At 74.3% G+C, this 19,039-nt stretch carries 19 protein-coding genes; 13 read left to right on the forward strand and 6 right to left on the reverse strand.

What is annotated here, in order from left to right:
• Positions 1 to 243 precede the first annotated feature (243 nt).
• Both DN051_RS30555 and DN051_RS30560 read left to right on the forward strand, forming a co-directional pair.
• The gene (locus DN051_RS30555; RefSeq protein WP_053762391.1) at positions 244 to 810 is read left to right on the forward strand and encodes a helix-turn-helix domain-containing protein; all 567 of its coding nucleotides are present in this window, start codon (positions 244 to 246) and stop codon (positions 808 to 810) included.
• Positions 810 to 1,529: a helical backbone metal receptor gene (locus tag DN051_RS30560; RefSeq protein ID WP_112439992.1), complete on the forward strand. Its 720-nt coding sequence runs from the start codon at positions 810 to 812 to the stop codon at positions 1,527 to 1,529. The genes DN051_RS30555 and DN051_RS30560 overlap by 1 nt, the downstream gene beginning before the upstream one ends.
• On the opposite strand, the gene DN051_RS30565 is transcribed toward DN051_RS30560, so the two are convergent.
• Complete coding sequence (locus tag DN051_RS30565) at positions 1,456 to 2,613, reverse strand: TDT family transporter (RefSeq protein WP_112442515.1); 1,158 nt, start codon at positions 2,611 to 2,613, stop codon at positions 1,456 to 1,458. The two genes, DN051_RS30560 and DN051_RS30565, sit on opposite strands and share 74 nt — an antisense overlap.
• Before the next feature lie 70 nt (positions 2,614 to 2,683).
• Between DN051_RS30565 and DN051_RS30570 the strand changes: the two genes are divergently transcribed.
• Positions 2,684 to 3,652: a LysR family transcriptional regulator gene (locus DN051_RS30570; protein WP_053762393.1), complete on the forward strand. Its 969-nt coding sequence runs from the start codon at positions 2,684 to 2,686 to the stop codon at positions 3,650 to 3,652.
• Between the two features lie 19 nt (positions 3,653 to 3,671).
• On the opposite strand, the gene DN051_RS30575 is transcribed toward DN051_RS30570, so the two are convergent.
• Together DN051_RS30575 and DN051_RS30580 are read right to left on the reverse strand one after the other, a co-directional pair.
• Positions 3,672 to 4,367, reverse strand: coding sequence for a gamma-glutamyl-gamma-aminobutyrate hydrolase family protein (locus DN051_RS30575; protein WP_053762394.1), 696 nt, complete (start codon positions 4,365 to 4,367; stop codon positions 3,672 to 3,674).
• A 108-nt stretch (positions 4,368 to 4,475) separates the two neighbouring features.
• Entirely contained in the window at positions 4,476 to 5,237 is a 762-nt protein-coding gene (locus DN051_RS30580; RefSeq protein WP_425471682.1) for a FadR/GntR family transcriptional regulator, read from the reverse strand.
• A gap of 97 nt (positions 5,238 to 5,334) precedes the next feature.
• Between DN051_RS30580 and DN051_RS30585 the strand changes: the two genes are divergently transcribed.
• The 4 genes from DN051_RS30585 to DN051_RS30600 are packed head-to-tail and all read left to right on the forward strand — an operon-like array spanning position 5,335 to position 9,814.
• A complete protein-coding gene (locus DN051_RS30585; protein ID WP_112439994.1) occupies positions 5,335 to 6,705 on the forward strand; it encodes a glutamine synthetase family protein in 1,371 nt (456 codons plus the stop codon).
• An 8-nt stretch (positions 6,706 to 6,713) separates the two neighbouring features.
• The gene (locus DN051_RS30590; protein WP_053762396.1) at positions 6,714 to 8,087 is read left to right on the forward strand and encodes an aldehyde dehydrogenase family protein; all 1,374 of its coding nucleotides are present in this window, start codon (positions 6,714 to 6,716) and stop codon (positions 8,085 to 8,087) included.
• A complete protein-coding gene (locus DN051_RS30595) occupies positions 8,084 to 8,866 on the forward strand; it encodes a 3-oxoacyl-ACP reductase (protein WP_112439996.1) in 783 nt (260 codons plus the stop codon). The genes DN051_RS30590 and DN051_RS30595 overlap by 4 nt, the downstream gene beginning before the upstream one ends.
• A 27-nt stretch (positions 8,867 to 8,893) precedes the next feature.
• A complete protein-coding gene (locus DN051_RS30600; protein ID WP_112439998.1) occupies positions 8,894 to 9,814 on the forward strand; it encodes a DUF2510 domain-containing protein in 921 nt (306 codons plus the stop codon).
• Between the two features lie 58 nt (positions 9,815 to 9,872).
• Here the strand turns inward: DN051_RS30600 and DN051_RS30605 are convergent, their stop codons facing one another.
• Positions 9,873 to 11,075, reverse strand: a complete 1,203-nt coding sequence (locus DN051_RS30605) for an amino acid deaminase/aldolase (RefSeq protein WP_112440002.1) — start codon at positions 11,073 to 11,075, stop codon at positions 9,873 to 9,875.
• Positions 11,076 to 12,581: 1,506 nt separating this feature from the next.
• Here DN051_RS30605 and DN051_RS30610 point away from each other — a divergent pair.
• Positions 12,582 to 13,706, forward strand: a complete 1,125-nt coding sequence (locus tag DN051_RS30610) for a hypothetical protein (protein ID WP_246040674.1) — start codon at positions 12,582 to 12,584, stop codon at positions 13,704 to 13,706.
• On the forward strand, positions 13,703 to 14,899 hold the full coding sequence (gene mycP / locus DN051_RS30615) for a type VII secretion-associated serine protease mycosin (RefSeq protein WP_112440004.1): 1,197 nt from the start codon (positions 13,703 to 13,705) through the stop codon (positions 14,897 to 14,899). Before DN051_RS30610 ends, mycP begins: the two co-directional genes overlap by 4 nt.
• Positions 14,900 to 14,908: 9 nt before the next feature.
• Here mycP and DN051_RS30620 read toward each other — a convergent pair whose 3' ends face one another.
• Positions 14,909 to 15,892 (reverse strand): serine hydrolase, encoded by a 984-nt coding sequence (locus DN051_RS30620; protein WP_112440006.1) that lies wholly within the window; start codon positions 15,890 to 15,892, stop codon positions 14,909 to 14,911.
• Positions 15,893 to 16,043: 151 nt separating this feature from the next.
• On the opposite strand from DN051_RS30620, the gene DN051_RS30625 reads away from it, so the two are divergent.
• Positions 16,044 to 16,775, forward strand: coding sequence for an SseB family protein (locus DN051_RS30625; protein ID WP_112442521.1), 732 nt, complete (start codon positions 16,044 to 16,046; stop codon positions 16,773 to 16,775).
• A 51-nt stretch (positions 16,776 to 16,826) separates the two neighbouring features.
• On the opposite strand, the gene DN051_RS30630 is transcribed toward DN051_RS30625, so the two are convergent.
• A complete protein-coding gene (locus DN051_RS30630; protein ID WP_053756441.1) occupies positions 16,827 to 17,183 on the reverse strand; it encodes a DUF1844 domain-containing protein in 357 nt (118 codons plus the stop codon).
• 385 nt (positions 17,184 to 17,568) lie between these two features.
• On the opposite strand from DN051_RS30630, the gene infC reads away from it, so the two are divergent.
• From infC to rplT, 3 genes are all read left to right on the forward strand, one after another.
• Positions 17,569 to 18,228: a translation initiation factor IF-3 gene (gene infC, locus DN051_RS30635; protein ID WP_079000290.1), complete on the forward strand. Its 660-nt coding sequence runs from the start codon at positions 17,569 to 17,571 to the stop codon at positions 18,226 to 18,228.
• A gap of 113 nt (positions 18,229 to 18,341) precedes the next feature.
• A complete protein-coding gene (gene rpmI, locus DN051_RS30640) occupies positions 18,342 to 18,536 on the forward strand; it encodes a 50S ribosomal protein L35 (RefSeq protein ID WP_004933563.1) in 195 nt (64 codons plus the stop codon).
• A 97-nt stretch (positions 18,537 to 18,633) separates the two neighbouring features.
• On the forward strand, positions 18,634 to 19,017 hold the full coding sequence (rplT, locus tag DN051_RS30645) for a 50S ribosomal protein L20 (RefSeq protein ID WP_004002577.1): 384 nt from the start codon (positions 18,634 to 18,636) through the stop codon (positions 19,015 to 19,017).
• Positions 19,018 to 19,039: the final 22 nt, after the last annotated feature.

Below are 19,039 nucleotides of genomic sequence, written 5' to 3' on the forward strand. Positions count from 1 at the left end.
GCGAGAAGACCAGGCGTGCCGTGTGAGTTGATGGGAACAGGACACCCGGGGAACGAGGGCCGTACGGTCCGGATCGGTGGCGGAAACTGGCGGGTCGTGGGCCACGCGGTGTGACAGCGATGTGACGGGCGCATGAAACGGTTTGCCGAACATGCGTAGGGTGCAGAGAACTCATCAGAACGAAGTGCGCCCGCCCGGCGGCGCACGAGGAGCGTGCGGCGAGCGAAGGAGGGAGCCGGAGCGATGGGCGACCACAAGGAGCAGCCCCTCCGGGTGGGCGCGGCCGTGCGGCGGCGGCGTCGCGCGCTGGAGCTCACCCTTGCCGTCGTGGCCGAACGCAGCGGCCTGTCGGTTCCCTTCCTGAGCCAGGTGGAGAACGACCGGGCCCGCCCCAGCCAGAGCTCCCTGGAGAAGGTCGCCGACGCCCTGCGCACCACCGCCGTCGAGCTCCTCGCCGCCGCCGACCCGGCGTGCAGTGTCGACGTGGTGCGGTGCGAGACCACCGACCTCACGCCCGAACCGCAGATGCGCTCCCTGGTGCGAGGGCACCACCAGATGCACGCGTCGGAGTTCACCGGCGACCATGACGCGGGCCGTGAATTCCAGTACCGCAACGACCAGTTGATGTACGTCGCGGACGGCGCGGTGGAGATAGAGGCGGAGGGCCGCGCCTACCGCCTGGGCCGCGGCGACACGCTGTACCTCACCGGGGGAGTGCGCCACCGCTGGCGGGCCGCCGAGCCGGAGACGCGGGTACTCGTCGTCGCCGTCGCGGAGCACATCGAGGCCGTGCAGGACCGGCCCCGGTAGTGCGGGTCGTCTCGCTGGTGCCGTCGCTCACCGAGGCGGTGGCGGTCTCGGCGCCCGGCGCCCTGGTCGGCGCCACGGACTGGTGCACCCGTCCGGCGGATCTGGACGTCGTCAGAATCGGCGGCACCAAGAACCCGCGGATCGAGCGGATCCTGGCACTCGGCCCCGACCTGGTGATCGCCAACGAGGAGGAGAACCGCGCCCCCGACGTGGACGCCCTGCGCGCGGCCGGTGCCGAGGTGCTGGTGACCGAGGTGCGCGACGTTCCGCAGGCCTTCCGCGAACTGGCACGGGTGCTGGAGGCCTGCGGGGTCGGCACCCGGCCGGCGTGGCTGACGGAGGCGGAGGCGGCCTGGTCCCGGCTCCCGGCCGCGCGCTCCCGCGCCACGGCCGTCGTACCGATCTGGCGCAGGCCGTGGATGGTGCTGGGCCGCGACACCTTCGCGGGCGACGTGCTGTCCCGGCTCGGCGTCGACCATCTGTACGCGGGCCACCCGGACCGCTATCCCCGCATCCCGGTGGACGACCTGCGGGCGGCCGCCCCGGATCTGGTGGTGCTGCCGGACGAGCCCTACCGGTTCACCGCCGACGACGGTCCGGAGGCCTTCCCCGGGCTGCCGTGCGCACTCGTCAGCGGGCGGTACCTCACCTGGTACGGGCCGTCCCTGGCGGCGGCGCCACGGGTGCTGGGCGAGGCGCTGCGAGCAGCGCTCCGCTGAGCAGACCGCGAGCCGTGTGCAGGGCCGCGGTGGCCCAGGCGGCGACCAGCACCCCGTACAGACCGGCCGCGAGCCAGTCGAGCGCGACGAGCCCGGTGTGCCGGCCCAGCGCCGCCGCGCCCGTCACACAGGTGCCGACCGGGAAGGTGAACGACCACCAGGTCATCGCGAAGCCCATCCCGTGCCGGCGGGCACGCACCACCTGCGCCGTCGCCAGGCAGAACCACAGCAGCGCGAAGGCCGTCACGGGCAGCCCGTACAGGACGGCGAGCACCCCGAGGCCCTGGCTCCGCGGCGCCTGCAGGACGCCCGGGGCGACATCGGCGAAGTTGCCGGCCGCCGTCGTCGACTGGCCCAGCGGGCCCAGCACCAGGAACAGCGTCGGGGTCAGCGCCAGGGGCAGCGGCCCGCCGGTGACCAGCCGGGCGAAGACGATCGGCAGCATGACGAGCGTGGCCACGAGACTGAGCCCGAACAGCGCCAGGCACAGGACGAGCAGGGCCTGCTGCGCCCGCCCGGGCGGCAGGTGCGGCACCAGGAGCGGCCCGAGCGCGGCGGAGACCATCGGCGCGACGACCGGCAGCAGCCACACCGGAGTGGCCTGCTCCGGCCGCACGCGATGGCGTACGGCCATCAGATACGGGACGGCGGCGGAAGCCGTCAGCGCCGTCGCCGTGCCGGCGGTGAACAGCACCGCGCCGAGCGCCACCGCCGTCCCGGTCCCGATCCAGTCACGCCCCACGGTGAGCGCCCCGCCGCCCACCGACGTCAGGGCCATCGCCAGGCATCCGTAGAACGGTGCCGCCGCCGGGTCGAGGAGGTGGGCGCGGGCCTGGTCGCGATGGTGCGTCCAGTGCAGGGCGCGCGCGGTGAGCAGGACCGCGAGCAGGACGAGGGAGAGGGCCCACACGGCGGTGCAGACGGTGCGCAGTCCCGGGAGGTGCCCGGGGAGAGCGACGCCCGCGACGGCGACGGCGGCGGTGCCCATGACCGAGGCGTACCAGTTGGGTCCGAGGTGACGGACGGCGGCGGCACGCACTCGGTGCGGGACGGGCCCGGAGAGGGGCTGGACGGCGGTGACCATGACCTCACGGTCCCGGCGGACGCCCGCCGCCACCAGGGGCGTCGTCTCTATCGGGGCATAAGGTGGGGTTATGAGCAGCACGCGGGAGCAGGACAACGGGATGCCGTCCGCGGCGGCGGTGTCGCTGGCGCACCGGGTGCCGGACCTGGGCGCGCTGGAACTGCTGCTGGCCGTCGCCCGGCTGGGGAGTCTCGGCGCGGCGGCCCGGGAAACGGGGATCAGCCAGCCCGCGGCGAGCAGCAGGATCCGCTCCATGGAACGGCAGTTGGGCGTCGCGCTGGTGGACCGCTCACCGCGCGGCTCACAGCTCACGGACGCCGGCGCGCTGGTCACCGACTGGGCGCGCCGGATCGTCGAGGCGGCGGCGGCCTTCGACGCGGGGGCGCAGGCGCTGCGCGACCGGCGGGATTCACGGCTGCGGGTCGCGGCGAGCATGACGATCGCCGAGTACCTGCTGCCGGGCTGGCTGCTGGCGCTGCGCGCGCAGCGCCCGGACACCGCCGTCTCCCTGCTCGCCGGCAATTCGGCGGCGGTGGCGCAGCAGCTGCTGTCCGACGAGGCCGACCTGGGTTTCGTGGAAGGGCTGACGGTGCCGAGCGGACTGGATTCGGTCGTGGTCGCCCACGACCACCTCGTCGTGGTGACCGCGCCCGGCCACGGCTGGGCCCGCCGGCGCCGTCCGCTGTCGGCGGCGGAGCTGGCGCAGACCCCGCTGGTCCTGCGTGAGAAGGGCTCCGGCACCCGGCAGGTCCTGGACGCGGCGCTCGGCGGACTGGCCCCGCCGCTGATCGAGCTGTCGTCCACGACGGCCGTGAAGGCCTCGGCGGTCGGCGGCGCCGGCCCGGCGGTGCTGAGCGAACTGGCGGTGGGGGAGGAGCTGGCCACGCGGCGCCTGGTGAGCGTCCCGGTGGACGGGGTACGGCTGCGCCGCGAGCTGCGCGCGGTCTGGCGCACGGGTCACCGCCCCGCCGGCCCGGCACGCGAACTCCTCGGCCTGACCCGCACGAGGCCCGCCGACGGAGGCGGCCGCCGCACCTGACGCGCGCGGCGGCCGAAGGTCACGCGGCCGTCGCCGCGGCCCGCACCAGGGCCTCCATCACCCGCAGGTCCCCGCCCGTCTCCGGGTGCCACTGCACACCGAGCACCCAGCCGTCGGCCGCCGGGAGCTCGATCGCCTCCACGGTGCCGTCCGCGGCGTGGGCCGACGGGATCACGCCCCGGCCGAGCCGGTCCACGGCCTGATGGTGGTACGTCGGTACGGTCGCCTTCTCCGGGACGATCCCGGCGTACCGCGTGCCCGGCACGGGCTCGACCGGGTGACTGCCGAAGACCCCGGCCACCTCGGCGTGCCCGTCGACGTGCTGGACGAGGGTGCCGCCCAGCGCGACGTTCAGCAGCTGCATGCCGCGGCAGATCCCCAGCAGCGGCTTGCGCGCGGCCAGCGCGGCCCCGATCAGGGCCAGTTCCCACGCGTCCCGCTCCGGGGCGGGCGGACCGGTCCGCGGGTCGCGCGGCGCTCCGTAGCGCTCCGGCTCGACGTCGGGTCCGCCCGCGATCACCAGGCCGTCGAGCGGTGCCAGTACCGCGGCCGCCCGTTCCGGGTCGTCCGGCGGCAGCAGCGCGGCCAGCCCGCCCGCCCGCTGCACCAGCCGCGGGTACCCGACGGGCAGGAGCACCGCGTCCAGCTCCCACACCCCCCAGCGCACACCGGTCTCCAGGTACGTGCTCACACCGATCAGCGGCCTGCCGGCCATGCGTCCTCCCGCTGCGTTCTCCGACTCACCGGTCCGGCCGGCTCCATCGGCTTCAAATGGCTTCAATGGGTCGATCCCAAACCTTTGTACGACCGCGGCCACCGCCCCTCAGGTCAGGAACCCGCGCAGCAGTGCCGCCGTCCCCGCGCAGTGCTCGCGCATGATCTCCCGCGCGCCGTCCGCGTCCCCGTCGAGCACCGCCTCCACCAGCACGGCGTGCTGGTGCTGCGAGTGCTCCAGGTTGCGGACCAGGAGCGGGATGCAGTCGAGCAGGTCGTTCACCTTCGCCCGCACCGCCGCGTACTGCCCGGTCAGCGAGGGCGAGCCGGACAGTTCGGCGAGCGTGAGGTGGAGCAGTGTGTCCAGCCGCCGGTAGTCGCCGAGCGGCGCGTCCCGGGTCCGGGCCAGCGCCTCGCGCAGCCGCTCCGCCCGCGCGCCGCGCAGCCCGTGCTCGGCGCACAGGCCGGCCGCGCCCACCTCCAGCACCTCGCGGAAGCGCAGCACGTCCTCGATGTCGACCGCGGCGACCCGCCGCCGCAGCTCACCCTCCCCGGTCGCGTCCGTACGGGGCAGGACGAACGTTCCGCCGTACCGCCCGCGCCGCGACTCGACGAGCCCCTGGTCCTGGAGGACCTTCAGCACCTCGCGCAGCGTCACCCGGCTGATCCCGAGCCGCTCGGCCAGCCCGCGCTCCGCCGGCAGCCGCCCGCCACCGGGCACCAGACCGAGCCGTACGACCTGGAGGATCTGCTCCAGCGCCTCCTCGAAGCCGTTGCCGGTCCGCACCGGGCGCAGGACCGGCGTCAGCGGGTCGTCCGCGCCGTCGACCGTCAGCGGGTCGTCCGTGCCGTCGACCGGATCCAGCGACATACGGCCGCGCCCCCTTCCCAAGCAATGGTTCTCAGCAATACCTTATGGCCCTCGGCCCCGCCGAGACAGCGCGCAGACGCCCGAAGGAGGCCCTCCCGTGGCAGACCGCACATCCCCGCTCGGTGTCGAGGAGCTGCACACCCTCGTCGCGGGCGGCGAGATCGACACCGTCGTCCTGGCCTTCCCCGACATGCAGGGCCGCCTCCAGGGCAAGCGGTTCGCCGCGCGCTTCTTCCTGGACGAGGTGCTGGAGCACGGCACCGAGGGCTGCAACTACCTCCTGGCCGTCGACACCGAGATGAACACCGTCGACGGCTACGAGATGTCCTCCTGGGACCGCGGCTACGGCGACTTCGCCATGCGCCCCGACCTGAGCACCCTGCGCCGCGTGCCCTGGAACGAGGGCACCGCCATGGTCATCGCCGACCTCGCCTGGGAGGACGGCTCCCCGGTGGCCGCCGCGCCCCGGCAGATCCTGCGCCGCCAGCTGGAACGCCTGGCGGACCTCGGACTGACCGCCCAGGTCGGCACCGAGCTGGAGTTCATCGTCTTCAAGGACACCTACGAACAGGCCTGGGACGCCGGCTACCGCGGTCTCACCCCGGCGACCCAGTACAACATCGACTACTCGGTCCTCGGCACCGGCCGCATCGAACCACTGCTGCGCCGGATCAGGAACGAGATGGCGGACGCCGGCATGACCGTCGAGTCCGCCAAGGGCGAGTGCAACCCCGGCCAGCACGAGATCGCCTTCCGCTACGACGAGGCCCTGGTCACCTGCGACCAGCACGCCGTCTACAAGACCGGCGCCAAGGAGATCGCCGCCCAGGAGGGCGTGTCCCTCACCTTCATGGCGAAGTACAACGAGCGCGAGGGCAACTCCTGCCACATCCATCTGTCGCTGGCCGACGACCGAGGCACCAACGTCATGGCCGGATCACCCGGCGACCCGGGCGGCATGTCGCCGACCATGCGCCACTTCCTCGCCGGACAGCTCGCCGCGCTGCGGGACTTCTCCCTCCTCTACGCCCCGCACATCAACTCCTACAAGCGCTTCCAGCCCGGCTCCTTCGCCCCGACCGCCGTCGCCTGGGGCCGCGACAACCGCACCTGCGCGCTGCGGGTCGTCGGCCACGGCCGCTCCCTGCGCTTCGAGAACCGGCTGCCCGGCGGTGACGTCAACCCGCACCTCGCGGTGGCGGGCATGGTGGCCGCGGGCCTGCACGGGGTCGAGCAGCGGCTGGAGCTGCCCGAACCCTGCCCCGGCAACGCCTACGCGGCCGACTACGCACACGTCCCCCGCACCCTGCGCGAAGCCGCCGAGCTGTGGGAGAACAGCGCGATCGCCAAGGCCGCGTTCGGCGACGAGGTCGTCGCGCACTACCGCAACATGGCCCGCGTCGAGCTGGACGCCTTCGACGCCGCGGTCACCGACTGGGAGCTGCGCCGCTCCTTCGAACGCATGTGAGGACCCACTTGTCGTACGAACTCCAGGTGCTGAACCCGGCGACCGAGGAGGTCGTCGCCACCGTCCCCGGCGCCACCGCGGCGGACGTCGACGCGGCGGTCGCCCGCGCCACCCGGGCACAGGCGCACTGGGCCGCCCTCGCGCCCGGCGACCGCGCCCGGCTGCTGCGCCGCTTCGCGGCCACCGTCGACGGACACCTCGAAGAACTGGCCCGGCTGGAGGTCCGCGAGGCGGGGCACACCATCGGCAACGCCCGCTGGGAGGCGGGCAACGTCCGCGATCTGCTCGACTACGCGGCCGGCGGGGTCGAAAGGCTCACCGGACGTCAGATCCCGGTCGCGGGCGGCCTCGACGTGACGATCCTCGAACCCCTCGGCGTCGTCGGCGTGATCGCGCCGTGGAACTTCCCGATGCCGATCGCCGCCTGGGGCACGGCTCCGGCCCTCGCGGCCGGCAACGCGGTCCTCCTCAAGCCCGCCGAGACGACCCCGCTCACCGCGCTCCGCCTGGCCGGACTCGCCCTGGAGGCGGGCCTGCCCGAGGGACTGTTCCAGGTACTGCCCGGACACGGCACCGTCGCCGGCGACGCCCTCGTCGGGCACCCGGGCGTGGCGAAGATCGTCTTCACCGGGTCCGCGACCGTGGGCAGACAGGTCATGGCCAAGGGGTCGGCACTCCTCAAGCGCGTCACCCTCGAACTCGGCGGCAAGAGCCCCAACATCGTCTTCGCCGACGCCGACCTGGAAACCGCCGCGGCCGCCGCGCCCATGTCCTTCCTCGACAACTCCGGCCAGGACTGCTGCGCCCGCACCCGCATCCTCGTCCAGCGCTCCGTCCACGACCGCTTCCTGGAACTGCTCGCCCCGGCGATCGAGGCGGTCACCGTCGGAGACCCGGGCGACGAGAAGAGCCAGATGGGCCCGCTCATCTCCGCCACCCAGCTCCGACGCGTCCGCTCCTACGTCCCCGAGGGAGCCGACGGCATCCGCGGCAAGGCCCCCGAGGGCCCCGGCTTCTGGTTCCCGCCCACCGTGCTGACCGGTGTCGACCCCGGCGCGCGCGTGGCCGTCGAGGAGGTCTTCGGGCCCGTCGCCGTCGTGCTGCCCTTCGACGACGAGGCCGACGCGGTCCGCCTGGCCAACGCCACCGACTACGGCCTGTCCGGCTCCATCTGGACCCGCGACGTCGGCCGCGCCCTGCGCGTCTCACAGGCGGTGCGGGCCGGCAACCTGTCCGTCAACTCCCACTCCAGCGTGCGCTACTGGACCCCGTTCGGCGGCTACAAGCAGTCCGGCATCGGCCGTGAACTCGGCCCGGACGCACTGACCGCCTTCACCGAGACCAAGAACGTCTTCATCAGCACGGAGGGCCCCGCACAGTGACCGAAGACATCATCTGCCGGCGGCTCGTCGGCCGCACCGCCGTCGTCACCGGAGCCGGCAGCGGCATCGGCCTCGCCACCACCCGCCGGCTCGCCTCCGAGGGCGCCCACGTCGTCTGCGGCGACGTCGACGACGAGCGCGGCAAAGCGGCCGCCGACGAGGTCGGCGGCATCTTCGTGAAGGTCGACGTCACCGATCCCGAGCAGGTCGAGGCGCTGTTCAGGGCGGCCCACGACACCTACGGCAGCGTCGACGTCGCCTTCAACAACGCCGGCATCTCCCCGCCCGACGACGACTCCATTTTGGAGACCGGTCTGGAGGCCTGGAAGCGCGTCCAGGAGGTCAACCTCACCTCCGTCTACCTCTGCTGCAAGGCCGCCATCCCCTACATGCGCCGCCAGGGCCGCGGATCCATCATCAACACCGCCTCCTTCGTCGCCCGCATGGGCGCGGCCACCTCGCAGATCTCGTACACCGCGTCCAAGGGCGGGGTGCTCGCGATGTCCCGCGAACTCGGCGTGCAGTTCGCCCGCGAGGGCATCCGCGTGAACGCCCTGTGCCCGGGGCCGGTCGACACCCCGCTGCTCCGGGAGCTGTTCGCCAAGGACCCCGAGCGCGCAGCGCGCCGGCTCGTGCACATCCCGCTCGGCCGGTTCGCCCGGGCCGAGGAGATCGCCGCCGCGGTCGCGTTCCTGGCCAGCGACGACTCCTCGTTCGTCAACGCCACCGACTTCCTGGTGGACGGCGGGATCTCCGGGGCGTACGTCACGCCGCTGTAGAAGTCGGCCTACAGTGCCGGGATGAGCATGTCGCCCCCACCCGGCTGGTACCGCGACCCGTCGGCCCCGCACCTCGAACGCCGGTGGGACGGCACGGCCTGGACCGAGCACCGCCGCTCGCCCGAGGCGCCGGGGCAGCCGGTCGCGGGGCGGCCGCCGGCCGCGGGCGGAGCGTCCCGGCGCAACCGGGCCGTAGCCCTCGGCGCCGCCGGAGCGGTCCTGGTCGCCGCCGTCGTCATGGGAGCGGTCGTCCTGCGCGGCGGTGACGAGGACACCGGCGGCAGCGGGGCGGAGGCCGGCCCGGGACCCGCCACCGCCTCGATCGGCACCACGCACTCGCCGTCGCCGTCCTCGCCCGCCGCAAAACCGCCCGCCGGGGATCCGGACGCCGTCACCGACGAACTCAACGGCATCACCCTGCCGTTGCTCGACGGCTGGGTCCCCCCGGAGAACGTCACCACGGACAACGTCATGATGACCACGGACGGCACCTACGACTGCCCCGGCGACGGCGGCTTCTGCCGCCACGGCATGGTCATCTCGCGCACGGTCACCGTCAACGACGAGACGTCCCCCGAGCTCCTGGCCGAGGCGGACATCGAGGACGCGGCCGACGAGGCCTACGACCGCGACGTCGTCGGCCGCCGCCCCTACGGCGGCATCGAGTCCCACCGGCTCGTCGCCTCCGGCCCGGTCGCGGTCGCGGGCCGTGCCGGGTACTTCGTGCGCTGGCGGGTGACCACCGCCGAAGGCCCCGGCGGGTACGTGCAGTCCCTCGCCTTCCAGTCCAGCGCCGGCACCGAGTCACCCGTCATCGTGCGCTATGTCTTCGACGCGGGCGAGGACGGCCCGCCGCTGGCCGACATGGACCGCATCACCAAGGGGATCCGGCCGGTCGGCGACACGGACGGCGGCGGTGTGGGCAGCAGCATCGGCCCGTCGAGCTGACCACCGGCGGACCGAGCCGCCCTCCGCGCCCCCGGAGGCACGGACGGCCCTCCGCTCCCTACAGGAACGTACGGCCTTCTCCCCGGTAGGTCGGGACCGTCGCCGTCACCCGGTCGCCCTCGACCAGGGACAGCGCGTCGAACCGCTCGCACAGCTCACCGGCCTTGGCGTGCCGGAACCACACCTTGTCGCCGATCAGCAGATCGTCCGCGGGAGAGCCCAGCAGCGGCGTCTGCACCTCGCCGGGCCCCTCCTGCGGGTCGTAGCGCAGCCCCTCGGGCAGGCAGGGCACCGGCAGGCGGTCCGCCCCGGCGGCACCGGACGCCGGGTAACCGCCACCCAGCACCGTCACCACCCCCACCCCGGGCCGGCGCACGACCGGCAGGGCGAACAGCGCCGACGGGCGGCCGCTGAAGGACGTGTAGTTGTCGAACAGCCGCGGCACGTACAGCCCCGACCCGGCACCGATCTCGGTGACCACGTCCTCCGCCGCGGTGTGCTGCACGCTGCCCGTGCCACCGCCGTTGACGAACTCCAGACCCGGCACCACGGCCCGCACCGCGCGCACCACCGCGGCGCGCCGTTCGGCGAGCTCCCGGCGCGCGGCGGACTGCATCAGCCGGACGGCGCGCGACCGCACCGGACGCCCGGCGACCGAGTCCCCGACACCGGCGATGTGGCCCTCGTACGCCATGATCCCCACGACCTCGAACCCCGGCCGACGGGCCACCGCCCGCGCCATGTCGGCGACCTGGGCGGGGGAGTGCAGCGGCGAACGACGGGCCCCGACGCGCACCCGTCCGCCGAGCAGCTTCAGCGAGGTGTCCAACTCCAGGCAGACCCGCACGACTTCGCGACCGCCGGCCCTGGACTCGTCGATCAGGGCCAGCTGGGCGGGGTCGTCGATCATCACCGTGACGGCGGCGGCCAGTTTGGGATCGCCGGTCAGTTCGGCGAACCCGGCGCGGTCGGCCGAGGGGTAGGCGAGCAGGACGTCCTCGAACCCGGACCGGGCCAGCCACAGCGACTCGGCCAGCGTGAAGGACATGACGCCCGTGAAACCGTCCTTGGCCAGCACCCGTTCGAGCAGGGCACGGCAGCGGACGGACTTGCTGGCGACGCGGATCGGCTTCCCGCCCGCCCGCCGGACCAGATCGTCCGCGTTGGCGTCGAAGGCGTCCAGGTCCACGATCGCGAGAGGGGCGTCGAGATGGGCGGTGGCCCGGTCGTAACGGGCCCGGTCGGCGGCGCGCGCAGTCATGACGGCAGCCTGCCAGACCCGATTACCGCAGGGTAGGGGGATGTTCCGGGCAGATGCCCCGGGCTCGTGGACTGGTTCCCGCCGGACCGCGGCCAACCCGTAGAGTGACGCGCACGCACGGAGGCACCACTCCGCGCGCCGCCCGCGCCGGGATGCCGGCGGGCGGCTGCGGGTATGCGTGCGACTGGACGAGGGGTCCGCATACGGCAACGGGCCCGCAGACGACGAAGCGGGGGGCGGATGAGCACGGACGCGCGGCACGCCCCGGTTCCGCCCCGTCCGCCCACGCCGCCCCGCCCGCCTCGTGCGCCGGACCCCGCGGACGCCCGCGCCGACGCCGGCCGTGACGAGCCGGACCGCCCGTCGCCTCCCGCCGACCCGGCGACCTCACCGACGCCCGCGGCCGAGCCGGACGGGCCCGCGGTACCGGAGCAGGGACGAGCGGACGACCCGCCCACCCGCTACCCGGCGTTCCGCACCCCGCCCTCCGCGGGCGCCCGGCGGACCGCCCCCTTCACCCCGCCCCCGCCCCCCGCCTCGGCCCGCTTCCCGGACGCACCGCCGACGACCGGCCGCACCTCCGACACGACGCCTCCCCAAGCCCCACCACGCCCCGCCGACGCTCCGCCCTCGCTCGCCCGCCCCGGAGGTGTGTCGGGTCCAGCTCCCGCGGGCGCGCCACCACGCCCGGCCGAGGGTCCGACGGTGCCGGCCGGCCTCGGGGATGCGTCGGGTTCCGCGCCCGCGGGCGCGCCACCACGCCCCGCCGACGGTCCGACGGTGCCCGCCCGCCCCGGAGGCGCGGCGGGTCGCGCGGTGCCGGGCCAGGTACCGCCGCGTCCGGGCAGTCGCCCGGGTGCTCCCGCACGCCCTGAAGGGCCGGCGGGTTCGGCGGTCGCCGAGGGCCTTCCGCCGAGGCCCGACGGCCGACCGAACGTGCCGGCCCGCCCCGGTGGACCGGTGGGGCCGGCCGTTTCCGCGGATGTGCCGCCTCGTCCGGGCGGCCGATCGAGCGCGCCCGCATGTCCTGTGGGACCGGTGGGGCCGGCCGTTTCCGCGGATGTGCCACCTCGTCCGGGCGGCCGACCGAGCGCGCCCGCACGTCCTGTTGGACCGGTGGGGCCGGCCGTTTCCGGGGATGTGCCGCCTCGTCCGGGCGGCGGACCGGGCAGGCCCGCCCGCCGCGAGAGTCCGGCGGCGGAGACCGCCGCACCCACCGACACGCCGCGGCGCCCAGGCAGCCGTCCGGCACCGCCCGCGCCCCCCGGCACCCGGCCGTCCCCGCCTTCGCGCCCGGCGCCCCCGTGGGACCCGGACGGGCCGAGCGGCATGCCGCCTCGGTCGGCGGGTGGGCCCGGTGAGGCGCCCGGAGCGGGCAGCCCTCCGCCCGCTCCGACCCGCCCTCCCACCGGGCCCGCACGGCCCGCGATCGCCCCGGCGCGCCCCGCGGACCCGCCCGCGCGCCCCGCGTTCCCGTCGGAGCCCGGTGGGCCGGGTGGCCGGGCCGTGCCGCCTCGGCCGACGGTGGCGCCTTCCGAGGCGTCGTCCGAGACGACGCGGCGTCTGCGCCGCGTCCCGGCCGACCAGGCTCCCGCACCGGCCCCCGAAGGCTTCCGGCACACGCCGGCCGCCCCCGCCGAACCCGGACGGCATCCGTCGGTGCCGTACACGGGCCGGCCCACCGAGCCCGGGCAGCGGTACGAGGCCGCGCCGACCGGACCCGCACACCGCCCCGCCCCGGCGGAGCACCCCACCTCCCTGTCCCCGAACCCCGCGTTGTCGTGGAACGCCGCTCCGCCCGCGCCCCAGCGCCCCGTCGTCACCCTCGGCGAGCCCGAGGGCTACGACGAGCACGTGCGGGCGCGGCCGATCGGCGCGCGGGTGCGCGGCCGGACCGTCGCGGCCACCGCCTGCGTGGTTCTCGGGCTGGGTCTCATCGGGGGCGCCGCGACGGGGAGTTGGCTGATCGGCGACTCGGGCGAGACCGGAGCGCGGGGAGCCTTCGCGACCGCCGGAAGCCTGTGGCACAGCGTTCCGGTCGACCAGTTGTTCCCGCCCACCGTGCGGGGCGACGGCGCCGGCCCCGGAGGCGCCGACCGGGTCTGGACCCGTATCGCCGTCGCGCCCGACAGCGGCTGCGCGGACGCCTTCGACCCGCTGCTGCGCAAGGCCCTCGCCCCGGTCGGCTGCCGGCGCCTGCTGCGCGCCACCTACACCGACGCCACCCGCAGCCACGTCACCACCGTCGGCCTGCTGTTCACCAAGGCGGACGCCACCGGAATGCGCTCCCTGGAGGCCCGCTTCGAGGACGAGGCGCTCGGGCGCCGTCCCGATCTGATGCCGCGCCCGTACGCGGCGAAGGGCACCCTCGCCGCCGGCTTCGGCGACGAGCAGCGCGCCTCGTGGACCGTCTCCGTCCTCACCGACGCCCCCGTCGTCGTCTACGCCGTCTCCGGCTGGGCCGACGCACGCGTCGTCGACGACCCCCAGTCCGCCGCGGAGGCCATGCGCTCCGGCGTCACCACCGCCGTCGGCCAGGCCGGCCTCGGCCACGAGGCGAAGGGCCTCGCCGACCGGGTGGAGCGCGGCCTGCGCAAGTCCGTCACCTCGTCCTCGGAGCGGCCCTCATGAAGCCCGCCGCGGCCGTCAGGCCGTCCGCCGCGACCCGGAGCGCGGGACTGCTGGCCGTCCTCGTCGCCGCGTCCGTCGCGCTGCTCCCGCCCACCGCCGCGCACGCCGACGGCATACGGGCCCAGCAGTGGGCCCTGGAGGCGATGCACACCACGGAGGCCTGGCAGACCACCAAGGGCGAGGGCATCACCGTCGCGGTCCTGGACACCGGCGTCGACGCCGACCACCCCGACCTGTCGGGCAACGTGCTGCCCGGCAAGGACATGGTGGGCTTCGGCGCGACGCAGGACGACCCCCCGTGGGCCCGGCACGGCACCGCGATGGCGGGGATCATCGCGGGTCACGGCCATGGTCCCGGCGGCGCCGACGGCGTCCTCGGCATCGCCCCCGAGGCGAAGATCCTGCCCGTCCGGGTGATCCTGGAGGACGGCGACCCGGCCCGCGCCAAGGCCCGCAAGAGCCGCGGCAACGCCCTGGCCGAGGGCATCCGCTGGGCCGCCGACCACGGCGCCGACGTGATCAACCTGTCCCTCGGCGACGACTCCGCCTCCGCGCACCCCGAGCCGGTCGAGGACGAGGCCGTCCAGTACGCCCTGAAGAAAGGCGCCGTCGTCGTCGCCTCGGCCGGGAACGGCGGCGAGAAGGGCGACCGCGTCTCCTACCCGGCCGCCTACCCGGGTGTCATCGCCGCGACCGCCGTCGACCGCTACGGCACCCGCGCCTCCTTCTCCACCCGCCGCTGGTACGCCACGGTCAGCGCCCCCGGGGTGGACGTCGTCATCGCCGACCCCGACCGCAGGTACTACGAGGGCTGGGGCACCAGCGCCGCCGCGGCCTTCGTCTCCGGCGCCGTCGCCCTGGTCAAGGCCGCCCACCCGGGCCTGACCCCGGCGCAGATCAAGCGGCTCCTCGAGGACACCGCCCGCAACGCCCCGGCCGACGGCCGCGACGACTCGCGCGGCTTCGGCTTCATCGACCCGGCCGCCGCCATCGAGGAGGCCGCGCGTCTGAAGCCGCAGGACCTGCACTCCGCGGCGTACGGCGAGAAGTACTTCGGTTCCGGCCCGGACACCGGCGGTTCCGACGACGGCGCCACGGACCTGGCCGCCCCGCTCGCGGGCGGCGCCGGCGTCGTGCTGCTGGTCACCGCGGTCGTCCTGTGGCGCGGCCGCCGCATCCACCGCCCGTTCTAGTGCCGCGGTTCAGGACGCCCCGGCGGAGGCCGACGCCCGAGCCGTGGCGTCCCCGGTGAACACCGACACCGCCGCCCGCGCCGCCGCCTCCACCAGCGTCACCCCCGCCTCCTTCGTCGCGTTGCCCTGCGACAGCGCCGCGACCAGGTAGTCGCGACCGTCGACCGTCACGCGTCCGATGCTGTTGATGTCCCACAGCCCGGTGGCGCTGCGCGGCAGCCAGCCGTTCTTCAGCGCCCACCCGGTGCCGTCCGCCACCGCCGAGACACCCCACCGCTGACCGGCGGCGATCCCCTTCATCAGCCCCTTGAGGTACGTCCGAGAGGCGGTGTCCAGCACCGAGTCGTCCCCGAACACCTGCCCGAGCAACCGCAACTGGTCGGCGGCGGTCGTCTGCGTCAGCCCCCACAGCGTGCCGTCGCCCCCGGAGGTCCCCGTCAGTCCGAACCGCTCGTTGGCGGAGTCGAGCCCCGCGGCCCGTCCCACGGCCTCCCACAGGGCCGACGCCGAGTCGTTGTCGCTGTGCTCGATCATCGCGGTGGCGTACGCCCGCTCGGCCGCCGTGAGACGCCGCCCCGCGTCCTGGGCCTGGAGCAGCAGCGCCGCCAGGATGTCGACCTTGACGATGCTCGCCGTGTCGAACGTGCCGTCCCCGTAGGCGGCGGACCGGCCGGAGTCCATGTCGAGCACGGCCACCGACACGTCCGCGCCGTCCGCCACGCCCACCGTCCTCATCGCCGCGGCGAGCAGCGCGTCGTGGTCCTCCTTCGTGGGCGGGGCCACAGGTTCCAACGATGCCTCCCCGCTCGCGGGGGCCGTCCCCCGGTGCGACGCCGATGCCGTGGGTGCCGACGATACGGCCCGCCCCCCGGAGTGCGCCTGCGCCTGTACGTACACGGTCCCGGTCGCGGCAGCGCCCAGCACGAGGAGGCCGGCGACGGCGGCAAGGCGGGCGGTGCGGCGGCAGGGCGGGCGGGTACTGGCGGGCTGCATGCCCGCGATACTGCGGGCGCCACCTGTGCGGCCAGTTATCGGCGGGTTAGATCTGTGTCAGCGAAGGCTGAGAAACGGGTGAACCGTGTCACGGCGGTGTTTCCGCCACCCGCACGAGCCCGCCCGCGACCCCGCTATAGGGTCGGTGACCGTGGCGAACAAGAACATCCCCGACTCCGGCTTCTCCGACGACGACGGCTCCGCCGATCCCCGGCTGGGCGCGGCGCTCGCCGCCTGGGCCGAGGACCGCACCGCTGTGGGACCTGTGCTGGCGGCGCTCGACGGCGCCCGGCTGCTGGTCCCCGTCGTGGCCGTGCTCGGCGAGGTCGGGGAGGACGAGAACGGGCTGCGCCGCGAGAAGACCAGCGACATGGCCGTACCGACGCTGAAGGCCGGCGGCCGCACCGCCCTGCCGGCCTTCACGTCCACCGACTCGCTGGCCCGCTGGGACCCGGCCGCCCGGCCGGTCGCCGTGCCCCTGCACCAGGCACTCCGGGCGGCCGCCCACGAGCAGGCGGACACGATCGTGCTGGACCTGGCCGGTCCGGTGCCGTTCGAACTGACCGGGGCCGCCCTGCGGGCACTCGCCGAGGGCCGTACGAGCGCGGACCCGCTGGCCGACCCCGCCGTCGTCGCCGCCGTGCGCGCGGCGGTCGCCGCCGAGCCGGGCGTGGTCAGCGCCCACCTCGGACCGGGGCGGGCGGACGGCACGCTGGCCCTCGTCCCGGACCCGGCCGCCGACCCGGCCGCGACCGCGCGCGCCGTGGCCGAGCGCATGGCCGCCGACGAGACACTGAGGGCCCGCCTGGTGCGCGGCCTCGACCTGGCACTGCTGCCGGCCGGGACGACACCACCGGGCGAGCCCCTGTACGTACGCGGATGAGCCGGAGCCGGCACCGCGACAGGCGGTGTCGGCCCCGAAGCGCCTGGGGTACTAGCGGTACACCGGGCCCGTGTACTTCTCGCCCGGCCCCTGGCCCGGCTCGTCCGCGACCACGGAGGCCTCGCGGAACGCCAGTTGGAGCGACTTCAGGCCGTCCCGCAGCGGCGCCGCGTGGAACGAGCTGATCTCGGTGGTGCTCGCGTCGAGCAGGCCGGCCAGGGCGTGCACCAGCTTGCGGGCCTCGTCCAGGTCCTTGTGCCGGTCGCCGTCCTCCGTCAGGCCGAGCTTGACGGCGGCGGCGCTCATCAGGTTGACGGCGACCGTGACGATCACCTCTACCGCGGGGACCTCGGCGATGTCCCGGGTCATGGCGTCGAAGTCGGGTGTGTCAGGAGGGGTCTCACTCATGCCGCACACCATAGGTGCACGTCGGGGTCGTGCCCCAGTTGCCCTCGGTTAGCCGTTCCCGGCCCGAGCTGGTAATCTCGTGTATCGACCGGTCGGACCCGTATGCCTGGCGGCCCACGAGCCCGACCTACAAGTGGAGGCTTTCGAACTCCCACCTGACCGCCCCCCGGGCGGCGGGTCACCGGTCAGGCGGTCCCGTCCATCCGACGGCATCCGCCCGAATGTGCGCCCCGCGGTCACCGCGGCGGTCGCTCCGGTAGTTCGAGGAGCCCCCGCCTGTGATCGTCCGGGGCATTTTTTCTGCTTCGGCGCGGTTAGGTCTAACGATCAGAGACGTTACGCGGCTGTCCGCCAGACCGTCGCGTGGTGCTACCGAGGAGGATCCATCAGCGCCGAGCCCCGCATCAACGACCGGATTCGCGTTCCCGAGGTGCGACTTGTCGGTCCCAGTGGCGAGCAGGTCGGCATTGTGCCGCTCGCGAAGGCACTGGAGCTTGCGCAGGAGTACGACCTGGACCTGGTCGAGGTCGCGGCGAACGCCCGTCCGCCCGTCTGCAAGCTCATGGACTACGGGAAGTTCAAGTACGAGTCGGCCATGAAGGCCCGTGAGGCGCGCAAGAACCAGGCGCACACGGTCATCAAGGAGATGAAGCTCCGGCCGAAGATCGACCCGCACGACTATGACACCAAAAAGGGTCACGTCGTCCGGTTCCTCAAGCAGGGCGACAAGGTCAAGATCACGATCATGTTCCGTGGTCGCGAGCAGTCCCGGCCCGAACTGGGCTACCGACTGCTGCAGCGTCTGGCGGAGGACGTCCAGGACCTCGGTTTCGTCGAGTCGAACCCGAAGCAGGACGGCCGCAACATGATCATGGTCCTCGGTCCGCACAAGAAGAAGACCGAGGCGATGGCCGAGGCCCGCCAGGCGCAGGAGGCCCGCAAGGCCGAAGCGAAGGCCAACCCCGGCAAGTCGCAGAACGCGGCCGAAGCCGGCGGGGACGCCGAGATCGCGGAGGCTCCTGCCGAGGCAGCCGCCGAGGCGTGACCCCCCGGGGGCGCAAGCCCTCGAGGATCCAACCGAAACAAGAGCGACGCTCCACCGTGCCCGGTTTTCGCGACCGGGCACCGGAGCGCCACCGACGAGGAGAGAACGGCGCTATGCCGAAGAACAAGTCGCACAGCGGTGCCAGCAAGCGCTTCAAGGTCACCGGCTCCGGCAAGGTGCTCCGTGAGCGCGCCGGCAAGCGCCACCTGCTCGAGCACAAGTCGTCCCGCGTGACGCGTCGCCTCACCGGCAACGCCGAGATGGCCCCGGGCGACGCCGCGAAGATCAAGAAGCTTCTCGGCAAGTGACGTACGGGCGCCACTGAGCGTCGTACGTCTGGACCGGGACCCCATCGATTCCGGGCCGTGTGAAGACAACCACGGCCCCGCTACAAGGAGTTAACAAGTGGCACGCGTCAAGCGGGCAGTCAACGCCCACAAGAAGCGCCGGGCGATCCTCGAGCAGGCCTCCGGCTACCGCGGTCAGCGTTCGCGGCTGTACCGCAAGGCCAAGGAGCAGGTCACCCACTCGCTGGTCTACAACTACAACGACCGCAAGAAGCGCAAGGGTGACTTCCGCCAGCTGTGGATCCAGCGCATCAACGCCGCTGCCCGCGCGAACGGCATCACGTACAACCGCTTCATCCAGGGTCTGAAGGCCGCGAACGTCGAGGTCGACCGCAAGATCCTGGCCGAGCTGGCCGTCAACGACGCCGGTGCGTTCGCCGCGCTCGTCGAGGTCGCCCAGAAGGCGCTGCCGAGCGACGTCAACGCGCCGAAGGCCGCGTGACGCCGGCTCCCGGCCGACGTGA

It is taken from the genome of Streptomyces cadmiisoli (assembly GCF_003261055.1).
Lineage (GTDB): Bacteria > Actinomycetota > Actinomycetes > Streptomycetales > Streptomycetaceae > Streptomyces > Streptomyces cadmiisoli.

Bases quoted from the DNA above. Each gene is read 5' to 3' on its own strand.
- DN051_RS30565 (WP_112442515.1), bottom strand. From the start codon at position 2,613: ATGGTCACCGCCGTCCAGCCCCTCTCCGGGCCCGTCCCGCACCGAGTG.
- DN051_RS30630 (WP_053756441.1), bottom strand. From the start codon at position 17,183: ATGAGTGAGACCCCTCCTGACACACCCGACTTCGACGCCATGACCCGG.
- rpmI (WP_004933563.1), top strand. From the start codon at position 18,342: ATGCCGAAGAACAAGTCGCACAGCGGTGCCAGCAAGCGCTTCAAGGTC.
- DN051_RS30575 (WP_053762394.1), bottom strand. From the start codon at position 4,367: ATGGCCGGCAGGCCGCTGATCGGTGTGAGCACGTACCTGGAGACCGGT.
- mycP (WP_112440004.1), top strand. From the start codon at position 13,703: ATGAAGCCCGCCGCGGCCGTCAGGCCGTCCGCCGCGACCCGGAGCGCG.
- DN051_RS30580 (WP_425471682.1), bottom strand. From the start codon at position 5,237: ATGTCGCTGGATCCGGTCGACGGCACGGACGACCCGCTGACGGTCGAC.
- DN051_RS30605 (WP_112440002.1), bottom strand. From the start codon at position 11,075: ATGACTGCGCGCGCCGCCGACCGGGCCCGTTACGACCGGGCCACCGCC.
- DN051_RS30555 (WP_053762391.1), top strand. From the start codon at position 244: ATGGGCGACCACAAGGAGCAGCCCCTCCGGGTGGGCGCGGCCGTGCGG.
- DN051_RS30620 (WP_112440006.1), bottom strand. From the start codon at position 15,892: ATGCAGCCCGCCAGTACCCGCCCGCCCTGCCGCCGCACCGCCCGCCTT.
- DN051_RS30570 (WP_053762393.1), top strand. From the start codon at position 2,684: ATGAGCAGCACGCGGGAGCAGGACAACGGGATGCCGTCCGCGGCGGCG.
- DN051_RS30600 (WP_112439998.1), top strand. From the start codon at position 8,894: ATGTCGCCCCCACCCGGCTGGTACCGCGACCCGTCGGCCCCGCACCTC.